Source organism: Streptomyces sp. NPDC005266, assembly GCF_040607655.1.
In the GTDB taxonomy this organism is placed as follows: domain Bacteria; phylum Actinomycetota; class Actinomycetes; order Streptomycetales; family Streptomycetaceae; genus Streptomyces.
In genome coordinates this window covers 1-9,749 of record NZ_JBEXHC010000044.1, presented here as the reverse complement: position 1 = coordinate 9,749, position 9,749 = coordinate 1, and the positions used below count along the sequence as shown (strand labels likewise).

Annotated in this window: 8 protein-coding genes; 6 read left to right on the top strand and 2 right to left on the bottom strand. The window is 66.1% G+C overall.

Translation table 11 applies throughout. The features are described 5' to 3' along the window. Positions 1-220: 220 nt before the first annotated feature. The 4 genes from ABZU99_RS34620 (at position 221) to ABZU99_RS34605 (ending at position 4,439) form a co-directional block, all read left to right on the top strand. On the top strand, positions 221-1,597 hold the full coding sequence (locus tag ABZU99_RS34620) for an IS1380 family transposase (RefSeq protein WP_356050265.1): 1,377 nt from the start codon (positions 221-223) through the stop codon (positions 1,595-1,597). Between the two features lie 178 nt (positions 1,598-1,775). Then, on the top strand, positions 1,776-2,549 hold the full coding sequence (locus ABZU99_RS34615; protein ID WP_356050266.1) for a hypothetical protein: 774 nt from the start codon (positions 1,776-1,778) through the stop codon (positions 2,547-2,549). Between the two features lie 421 nt (positions 2,550-2,970). Further along, on the top strand, positions 2,971-4,110 hold the full coding sequence (locus ABZU99_RS34610; RefSeq protein WP_356050267.1) for a hypothetical protein: 1,140 nt from the start codon (positions 2,971-2,973) through the stop codon (positions 4,108-4,110). A 188-nt stretch (positions 4,111-4,298) separates the two neighbouring features. Further along, positions 4,299-4,439: a hypothetical protein gene (locus ABZU99_RS34605; protein WP_356050268.1), complete on the top strand. Its 141-nt coding sequence runs from the start codon at positions 4,299-4,301 to the stop codon at positions 4,437-4,439. Between the two features lie 49 nt (positions 4,440-4,488). On the opposite strand, the gene ABZU99_RS34600 is transcribed toward ABZU99_RS34605, so the two are convergent. Together ABZU99_RS34600 and ABZU99_RS34595 are read right to left on the bottom strand one after the other, a co-directional pair. After that, complete coding sequence (locus tag ABZU99_RS34600) at positions 4,489-4,809, bottom strand: GFA family protein (protein WP_356050269.1); 321 nt, start codon at positions 4,807-4,809, stop codon at positions 4,489-4,491. A 579-nt stretch (positions 4,810-5,388) separates the two neighbouring features. Further along, a complete protein-coding gene (locus ABZU99_RS34595) occupies positions 5,389-5,826 on the bottom strand; it encodes a GFA family protein (protein WP_356050270.1) in 438 nt (145 codons plus the stop codon). A 545-nt stretch (positions 5,827-6,371) separates the two neighbouring features. Between ABZU99_RS34595 and ABZU99_RS34590 the strand changes: the two genes are divergently transcribed. Beyond that, on the top strand, positions 6,372-6,800 hold the full coding sequence (locus ABZU99_RS34590) for a hypothetical protein (RefSeq protein ID WP_356050271.1): 429 nt from the start codon (positions 6,372-6,374) through the stop codon (positions 6,798-6,800). Next, positions 6,797-9,595, top strand: a complete 2,799-nt coding sequence (locus ABZU99_RS34585) for a tetratricopeptide repeat protein (protein ID WP_356050272.1) — start codon at positions 6,797-6,799, stop codon at positions 9,593-9,595. Before ABZU99_RS34590 ends, ABZU99_RS34585 begins: the two co-directional genes overlap by 4 nt. Positions 9,596-9,749: the final 154 nt, after the last annotated feature.

The following is a 9,749-nucleotide window of genomic DNA, read 5'->3' as shown; positions in this document are numbered from 1 at the left end:
TGGGCAGACCAGTGGATACCCCATGCCCGCACCCCAGCCGACAGCCCAGAACCCGCCCAGAGAGCACTTCGAAACCACGTCGGTGGATCGAGGCTTAGCCTCGCGCTTTCACGAGGTGGGCTGTCCAAGAGTTGGTCAGAAACACGGAAAGTGCCCTTGACCTGCAACGATAGGACTTGCTGAGGGTCCTGTTGACTGCAAGGAAAAGAGCACTTTCCAGGTGAGAGAGCCTATCTCGCCGTACCCACGTGTCCGTGTCCAGGGAGACGGTCGGCAGGTGGTCTCGCAGGCCGGTGCGGTCCTGCTGCTGGAGACGGTCCGCAAAACTGGTCTTGACCAGGCGATATCCGCAGCTCTGGCTCCGTGCCGGAAGCCGCGGGCCGTCCACGATCCCGGCAAGATCCTCCTGGACCTCGCTCTGGCGGTCGCGCTGGGCGGGGACTGCCTCGCGGATGTCGCCATGCTGCGGTGTGAGCCGGCCGTCTTCGGCCCGGTCGCCTCCGACCCGACCGTCTCCCGCCTGATCGACACCCTCGCCGCATCCGGCGAGAAAGCCCTGCAGGCCATCCGGTCCGCACGCTCCGAAGTCCGCAGCCGGGTCTGGTCGTTGGCCGGCGAGAACGCCCCGGACGCCGACGGTCAGGTCACCGTCGACCTCGACGGCGTCCTCGTGATCGCGCACTTCGACAAGGAGGACGCGGCCGCGACCTGGAAGAAGACCTACGGCCATCACCCGCTGACGGCCTTTGTCGACCACGGCCAGGGCGGAACCGGAGAGCCCGTCGCCGCTCTTCTCAGACCGAGAAACGCAGGCTCCAACACCGCCGCCGACCACATCACCACCGCCCAACTCGCCCTGGCCCAACTGCCCAAGCACTACCGGCGAGGACGGCAGACGCTGATCCGCACGGACTCCGCCGGCGGCACCCACGACTTCGTGTCCTGGCTCGCCAGGCGAGGCCGATGGCTGTCCTACTCGGTCGGCATGGTGATCACCGAGATCATTCACCAGCATGTGCTGAAGATCCCGGCCCCGGCCTGGACACCGGCCGTCGAGGCCGACGGCAAGGTCCGTGACGGGGCCTGGGTCGCCGAGCTCACCGGCAGCCTGCTGGACGGCTGGCCGAAGGGGATGCGGCTGATCGTCCGCAAGGAACGGCCGCATCCCGGGGCCCAGTTGAGGATCACCGACGCGGACGGCATGCGGATCACGTGCTTCGCGACCAACATCCCGGACCGTCCCATCGCCGAGCTCGAGCTCCGGCACCGGCTGCGGGCCCGCGCCGAGGACCGGATCCGGGCCGCCCGGTCCACCGGCCTGCGTAACCTGCCCCTGCACCACACCGCGCAGAACAAGATCTGGCTGGAGATCGTCCAGATCGCTCTCGACCTGCTGGCCTGGATGCCCATGCTCGCCCTGACCGGCCAGACCCGGCTCTGGGAACCCCGCCGCCTTCGGTTCCGCCTGTTCTCCGCAGCCGCCCAGTTCGTCACCACCGGCCGACGCCGCATCCTCCGCCTCGCCCGCCACTGGCCCTGGACCGGTGAGGTCACAGGCGCCCTCGAACGTCTTGCACTCCTGCCGAACCCCGGCTGACCAGCAACCTTCCCGCCCTACGAGGGAGCCAGCACAGACCGGAGCAGTGGAACCCGGCGTCCACCCGAGACGACACACGGCTCCTCAGCCTGCCCACCACCAGCCACAGAGAGCGAAACGGCCCACCGGCTCCGTCGGCGGACCGTCACGAAAGATCGAGGTTAGCTACTATCTGCTGATGTCCTGCGTCTTCTGCGGTAGTTCTCCCGTCACCAGAGAGCATGTCTTCCCTCAGTGGCTGAACCAGTATCTTCCGCCAGGGCGACAGCAGACTGAACAGGCCCGCTATGGGGCGGGCGCCTACGAGGTCACCAGAGAGAGCTTGGGCCTGGACTTCACGGTCAAGAAGGTGTGTGCCCCGTGCAACAACGGCTGGATGTCGAAGCTTGAAACATCCTCCAAGGAAGCCCTCGAACCACTCATCACCCGGCAAAACCTTGATCTCATCTCCCTCCAGCAGCAACGCCAGATCGCGCTCTGGGCCACAAAGACAGCGATGATGGCCGACCAGGTTCAGCAGGAGCCCCTCCTGCCGTCCCATCAGCTCCGGAGAATGCGTACTCACCGAGCGATTCCTGGTGGAACGCGCGTCTGGCTGGGGTCTTGCCCCGAACGCAACCCCACCGTCACCAGTCACACCGTGAGGATCGACCTCACAGGTGTATCCACTGCTGGCAACCCCCAGCCGGTCGGGTTCTTCTGCCCCATGAAGATCGGGCATCTGTGCATCTACGTCTATTTCCCGGCCGTGGACGTCGTCATCCAGCACGCGCGTGAGTTCCACCTCTCCGTCGCCCGGATATGGCCCCGTCGCTCCACCGACCTACCTTTCCCTCCACCCGTCCAGCCACGGAACGGGGAAGCCTTCGAGGCATTCGCTGACGCGCTTCGCAAGAGCCTCTACCTCTACACACCCGAGCAGGCGGCCGAGCACGGGCTCAAGGAGTCCTGAGATCGGGGCCAGGTCTGCAGATCACACCGACTGAAGTGCTCAACCGTCAACTGAAACGCTCGGTCACAGGAGATGTGACTGAGCGCCCAGGTTGGCCAGTCTGACCACCACAGTTGGCCACACCTCGCGCCTCACTTCACTGCGCAGGGAGCGCAAGCCGGCACGAACTACCAGGACTGGAACCACCAGATCCCGCCAGTCACGGCAGCGCTGCCGACCGCGTACGCAGCACCTCGGATCATGGCGAACCCGGCAACCCGAAGCATGTGTCGAGGCCCCTTGCGGAATCGGCTTGTCATTTGATCTTCCCATCTGGCCTGGTTGCCGTGCGCACAACGCGCGGCACGCGTATGCCCAGTAGGCCAACCCGTCCCACGGTGAGGGCCTCTGTGGATCGCGGGGTTCTAACTAGACTGGCCCCGTGGCGTGGAAAGAGCCCAGTGACGCCGAACGGCGACTGCGTGAGCGGCTTGCGGCGGACGGGCTATCAGTGAGCTGGGCGAAGATCCGCCGATGGCGGGAGTTCGGCGCGCTCCCCTGGAGGAAACAGCACGGCCTGGGGCGTGGGTCTGGGTCCACCTCGGAGCTCCTGCCGGAGACCTTCGTGGTCGCTGAGGCCCTGGCTTTGGCCACCATCAAGAAGAGACCACTGGAGCAGGCAGTACTCCACGTGTTCACCACGCACCCTCGGTTCGATCAGGGCCTTGCGGCCACGTCGGTACCGCTGCCCGAACGTGCGGTTCGACGCGCTTTGGCCTGGTACATGGCCCGGGACGACTCTCATCCACTTGCCGCCATCGAGAAGGCCGCCCGGTCCGCAGGCAGCTGCCCCGACAAAGCCATGGACGCCGCCCTGGAGTCGGCTCACCGCTATTTCTCCAAGCTGTACCGGCAGGCGACACAAAGAAGGCACCCACCGGGAACGACGGCGCCCAATAATCTTGCCGACGCCGACGGTCTCGCCACCTTCGCCGTGGCCACAGTGCTCGGCTTCGAGAACTACGGCGCCGACGCCATCGTGGAGGCAGTCAGCAAGTCACTGCCGGAACTCGCTGACGAGTACGGCAACCAGTTGTTCGCCCAATGGATTAAGGCCGTCCGAAAGGCAGAGGGCGTCAGCGAGAGACCATTTTCCCGCCGACCTCGCTGGCCCTCACTCGAAGACCGGGTCCAGAGGATGGAGCGGGTCGAGTATCCGGTGATCTGCACGGTCCGCGACGTGCTGGCCCTTCTCGTAGAAGCCTCCCCTGCGCTGGCCTTGGCCCGGCAAGCAGGGATCGACGATCCGGACGTACTGCACATTGAGGCAATTCGGACATCAAACCGGCGCACGGACGAATACCTGAGGCGGGCTGAGGCCATCAGCCGCCGTCCCGGGGATCGGGCCTGGAAAGGCTTCACTGGCCTTCTCCTGGACGTGTGCACCTCGCCGCGACGGCTGAGCACGTTCCAGGAGGAGGTCACGGCTCTGGACCCCGCCTTGGACGACGTGCCGGGCCTTGGTCGTCGCATACTCGCGAGCTGTAACGCACCCACCGCCAGCTCGGACGGCGAAGCATGAGGTCACCAAGCGCCACAAGACGCCGTTGGCCCGTTGAGCGTACGGATCTCCTCGACGTTGGGCCACGGGCCCGCAACCATTCCCCCGTCCCGGTCCTCCATATCGGGTCCCGGGCGGGCTACATGGCACGAGGATGGGGGAACGCCGCGGGAGGCCGACGGGCAGCGAAGAGAATCAGCGAGTTTCTGATGGAGATGGTTAGGGAAGCCGTCGCCGAGCTGATCCTCACTCTGATCACCTGGGACACGCCGCAGGCCGACATGCTGGAGCAATGGAGTGTGGAGCTGCGCCGCGCGGTCCGAGCACAGGATCGCCCGAATTCGCCGTGAATGCCCGCGGGGGCGCGCCGATCTCGTAACCGGGGCTCAGCGCAGACCATCATGTCCGGCGCTGCGGGTCGGGCGCGAGCGTGATGGCCATCCAAGGTGCCGCCTCCTCGCGGTAGCTGTGTCCGACCGGGGCCAGTTCAGCGCTGCGGGAAAGACTGAAGATCGCGATCATGATCATGTCCGAGCCGTCCGCGACGGAGGTGAGCTGGGTGCGGCAGCGCTGGCAGGACCCTCGATGAAGCGTCGGCCAGGTGGAGAAGTACGTCGGCTCACCTACCGGGCCCGTCCACTTCAGAGCGTTCCTGTGGAATCCGACCCACGCCATCGCCGGCGCACCGGAGAGGCGCGTGCAGTGCTCGCACGAGCACAATTCCCTGTCAAGTCCATGTGTTCAGTTCTTTGCTCCTTTGTGTGGTGGCGTGCGGTGGTGGCCGCCGGAGAGGTGGGACGGCCACCCAACGGTTCGGACGAGCAGCCCCTGTCAGGTCGACTGTGCCTCGTTCATCGGCGCGATGTAAGCCGCTTCGATGAAATTGATGAACCTGTGCGAGTTCTCGTCGCCGAGCGTGTTCCCGATGCAGAGGAGCATGCGGTGGGCGGCTCTCAACTCTTCGCTGACGCCCCACTCACCCAAATTCTTCGAAGCGGCCCGCAGTGCTCGAATTCCTGGGATGGTCGTTCGCTTCCTTCTCATCAGGTGTCGACGGCTCGAACGTCTCTGAAAAGCAGCCCAGTGCTTTTCAGAAGTCGTCCTGATTGAGCATCCCCCTGGACTGTCTTGGACCACAGACCACGGTACGACCCTCGCAGGGTTTCCTGTCACCCTGGCCGAGCAGGTCGCGCTGCGGGCCCCGGCCCGGGATTTCGCGCTCTGCTGGCGGGCGAGGACGGGATGCCGGCCGGGGACCATCGAGGGTGCGAGTGAAGCCGCCAGCCAGCGGACGAACGGTCAACCGGCCGCGCTGTGCTCGGTCTCCGGCCCTGAGGGCAGCCAGTGCACGGCGTTGTCGCGGAAGGACGCGTGGATGGGCACAAGGTCTGTGCCGCTGGTGTCGTCGAGGGCGGTGACGTTGATGCCGATCTCCGGGATGTCGCTGTCGATCGCTGCGACGCGGCTGCCGCAGGTCGGACAGAAGCCGCGCTTCGCCTCGTCTTTGAAGGTCTCGTACCAGGTCAGCTCGCTCTCGCCGGTCCAAGTGACCGTCTCGAAGCCCACCCACCACATCACAGGGGTGCCGCCGAGCTTTTGGCAATGCTCGCAGGCGCAGGTGTGGGGGAAGACGGCCGGACCCCGGGTGATGAAGCGGACGCGGCCGCACAGACAGCCGCCGGTACGCCCCTCGGCTTCTTCGGCTCCCTGGGCGTCGGTAGCGGGAATGGCATTCATCAGGTGATCTCCTGGGATCGGTAGGTTAGTTGAGTCCATCAATGTGCCATCCCTTCCATGATCGGCAGGAGGCCGTCGGCGGCCTGCGGGAAATCGAGGAAGTCGTCGGGGTACGGGCATCCCCGCCGACCTGTCCTCGGGCCCCTGGGCGCCCGGGTTCTGCGGACCGAAGGGACGGAAGACGGTGCACGAAGTAGTTAGGGTGCAGATCTTCTGAGGGCTGGTCATAGGCCTGTGACCAGCAGGTTCATCGCTGGTGCCTGATGAGGGAGGGCTCGCTGTCATTTCGGCACCGGAACATCCGAGCTGTGGTGACGAGCGCGCCGATCAGCACGGACGCTACCTGTTCGAGATACCCCACGGGGCAGAGGGACATGTGAATGTGCAGGTCACGATGGCCTTGTATGCACCTTCAGAAGATCCGCGCCCAAACTGGATCGCAATTGATCGTTTCGAATATCTCGGGCCATGCACGCCTGCGGTTCCCTACGCTGTGGTGAATTCACTCATCTGCGTGCCACGGCACGAGCTTCGAGGGGGGAACCATGGAACTCGACGCGTTCATGGAACTGGCCGGACCGACCATCGGAGCCGCGATGTCCGCCTACGGGGTCGCGGTACTGACTCAGGCGGAGGACGCGGCGGCGGGCGCAACCGTGAACCTGGGAAGAAGGATCCTCCAGCACGTGTGGCACCGGCGCGACGAGCAGCAGCGTGACACGTTGGAGACGGAGATCCGTGAGGCGGCGACGGAGAGCGAGAACGCCGACGCCCAGGCCGCGTTGCGGCAAGCCGTCAAGCGCACCCTCCGGAACCACCGGGAGCTGTTGGAGGAGCTGGCCGAGCTGCTGCCGCGGCCGGAGCAGCAGTCGGGCGGCATCGCCGTGTCGGGCCATGGCTCCGTGATCAACGTGGGCACCAACAACGGAACGATGAGCGCCAACACAACGGTCCCTGGCGGGACCACCCGGTGACATCGGCACCACTGGATATCAGCGGTGTCGGACAGGTCGTCAACTTCGGCACCAACAACGGCGTGATGTACAGCACAGTCACGACGGTCGTGCTGTCGGCCGAGGCGCTGCGATCGGCTGCCGACACTCCGGCCGACGGAGTCGTCCATCTGCTTCAGCCGACCAGCCACTTCACCGGGCGACAGGACGAACTGGCCTCAATTCGTGAAGCGTTGAGTGCCAAGCGCGCCGGTCCGGGTGCAGCGGCGGTGGTCGTCCACGGGCTGGGCGGGGTCGGCAAGACCACACTGGCACTGCAGTACGCCCAGACCTTCCGCGAGACGTACGACCTCGTCTGGCTGATGGACGCCTCCTCTCCGGAGAAGATCGAAAAGAGCCTGGCCGACATCACCCTGCGTCTGCGACCTGTCTGGCCCGGAACACCGCAACAGCCCGAGCTCGCCTCGTGGGCCTTCGCCTGGCTCCAGCGCCACACCAAATGGCTGCTGGTGTACGACAACGTCGAGGATCCCGCGCTCCCGCTCCTCGGCCACTTCCTGGGCAGTCTCGGCGGCGGACACCACCTGATCACTAGCAGGCTGGCCGACGACTGGGACGACCTCGGCGCCGCCGACGGCGCGCTGCTCCCACTCGGCGTTCTCCCGCAGGGCGAGGCGGCGGACCTCCTGTGGTCCTGGGTGTCCGAATGGGATCCGTCCAACGAGTCACGGTGGGAGACCGAGCAGTTGGCCCGGGAGCTCGACGGCCTCCCGCTCGCCCTGGACCAGGCCGGAGCCTACCTGAGACGGACCCGCGCCACGGTCGTGGCCTACCGGCGCCGCCTCGGACTCCACTTATCCAGAACCGCTGCGCGCCGGGCCCCGCAACGGACCGTCGCCCGGATTTGGCAGGTGACCCTGACGGCGATCGCCGCCGACGACCCGTCGGCGGTCGAACTCCTCTACGCCCTGGCCTGGTTGGACCCGGATGAGTGCCCACGCGACCTGGTCACCCGGCTGGCACCGGACGAGATCGCGGCCGACGACGCCCTGGGCGTCCTGCACGCCTACAGCATGATCACCTTCGCCTGGCGGGAGGTACGCGTCCACCGCCTGGTCCAGAGCGTGCTTCGCACCGACGCCATCACCGCCGCACAGCACGCGCGCCCTGGCGAGCCCGCGCCAGGAAGGCCCCGGGGGCGGCACGAGGCCGAGCAGGCACTGCTCCAGACGGTCTACCCAAGGGGAGTGGAGCAAGCACACGACGCCTCCGAACTCGCGCGCCTCGCCGGACAGGTGTGCGCACTGGCGGCGACCGACCCGAAGGACTGCCACAGCGTGCTGGTGTCCGCGCTCTACGTGAGCACCGCCATGCACCTGAACGGCCAGGGCCACACCGTCCGGGCGCTGCCGTTGTATGAGGCGTACAAGGTTCAGACCGAGCTCGGATTCGGCCACGACCACCCGTACGCGCTGGTAGCCCGCTGCGGTGTGGCTGGAGTGTACGAAGCGGTGGGTCGCCTTGAGGACGCGGTCAAGACCCTGGAACCGACGCTTGAGCAGAGCCTGCGGATCCATGGTCCTGGACATCTCACCACCCTGAACCTACGCGGCAGCCTCGCCTCCGCCTACAAGTCGGCCGGGCAACTGGAACGGGCGATCGACGAGTGCGAGACGGCCGTAGCTGCGAGCAGGGACGCCCTCGGGCCCAATCATCTCAGAACCCTGACCTTGCAAAATGAGCTGGCGAGGATCTACCAGTTGGTCGGCCGCATCGACCAGGCGATCGGGATCTACGAGGACATCGTCCAGCGAGATGCCGACGCATCCGACTACGAGAACCTGGCGCCCTCGCTGAAACACAACTGGTTACGGATACGCAACAACCTCGCCGGGGCTTACCAGAGCGTTGACCGCTTCCCGCAGGCAATCGCCCTGTACAAGGAGGTACTGGCCGACTTCGAAGATGCCTGCGGCCCCGACCACCCGGAGACCCTCAGCTGCCTGGGCAACCTCGGACACGCCTACGAGGCGGCCGGAGATCTGGGCCGGGCGCAGGAGCTGTACCAGGACGTCCTGAGGCGGCGGGAGGAAGTCCTCGGCGAGGAACACCCCGACACCCTGCTGAGCCGCAGCAACTTCGCCTACCTCTGCCTGAGGACGGGCGACATCCCGACCGGGCTCGACCTGTGCCGGACGACACTGGTGCAGCGCACGGGTGTCCTCGGTCCTGAACACCCTGACACTCTGGTCAGCCGCAGCCTGCTCGCCTCAGCCTACGACGCGGCCGGGGAGACGGAGCACGCGGTCACCCTCTTTGTGGAGATCCTCAGCCTGCGCCGGAAGGTGCTCGGCGATACTCACCCCGACACGCTTCGAAGCCTGGTGAGCCTCGCCGGCTGCTACTACGAGCTGGGGGACGCCGCCCGTGCTGTACCCCTCCTCGAAACCGCGCTGACCGAACAAGAACGGCTGTTCGGAACCGAAAGTCGGGATGTCATGCTCGTCCGCAACAACCTCGCGGCGGCCTGCCGGGCGACAGGTGACCTGGGGCGGGCACACGCGCTGATCACGACCGTCCTGGAGCAGCGCACACGGATCCTGGGCCCGGACCACCTGGACACCCTCAGCAGCCGCGCCGTTCTGGCCCGGGTGTACGAGGCGTCAGGCGAACTCGACCAAGCAATCCCGCTGTACGAATCCACACTCACCCGTCTCATCGAGCTGGTCGGCGCAGACCATTCCGTCACCAGCGTGGTAGCAGGCCTCCTGGAGGAGGCGATACGCAAGAGGGAACAGGACTGCCCGCAGCCGTGACGTGGGTCAACCACAAGATCGGACGATACCTCGGGTCTGTACGGTGGGCGATGTAACTCCCTAGTACTCCAGTGTGACTTCGCGATCTTGCTGCGGACCCGGCTGGGAACGGGTACGGCCACCGCGTGATCATCGGTTGGTGTGTGGACAAACG

What these genes read in the sequence shown, in the direction of transcription:
- ABZU99_RS34605 (WP_356050268.1), top strand. Translation starts at nt 4,299, where the DNA reads ATGGAGATGGTTAGGGAAGCCGTCGCCGAGCTGATCCTCACTCTGATC.
- ABZU99_RS34590 (WP_356050271.1), top strand. Translation starts at nt 6,372, where the DNA reads ATGGAACTCGACGCGTTCATGGAACTGGCCGGACCGACCATCGGAGCC.
- ABZU99_RS34615 (WP_356050266.1), top strand. Translation starts at nt 1,776, where the DNA reads ATGTCCTGCGTCTTCTGCGGTAGTTCTCCCGTCACCAGAGAGCATGTC.
- ABZU99_RS34595 (WP_356050270.1), bottom strand. Translation starts at nt 5,826, where the DNA reads ATGAATGCCATTCCCGCTACCGACGCCCAGGGAGCCGAAGAAGCCGAG.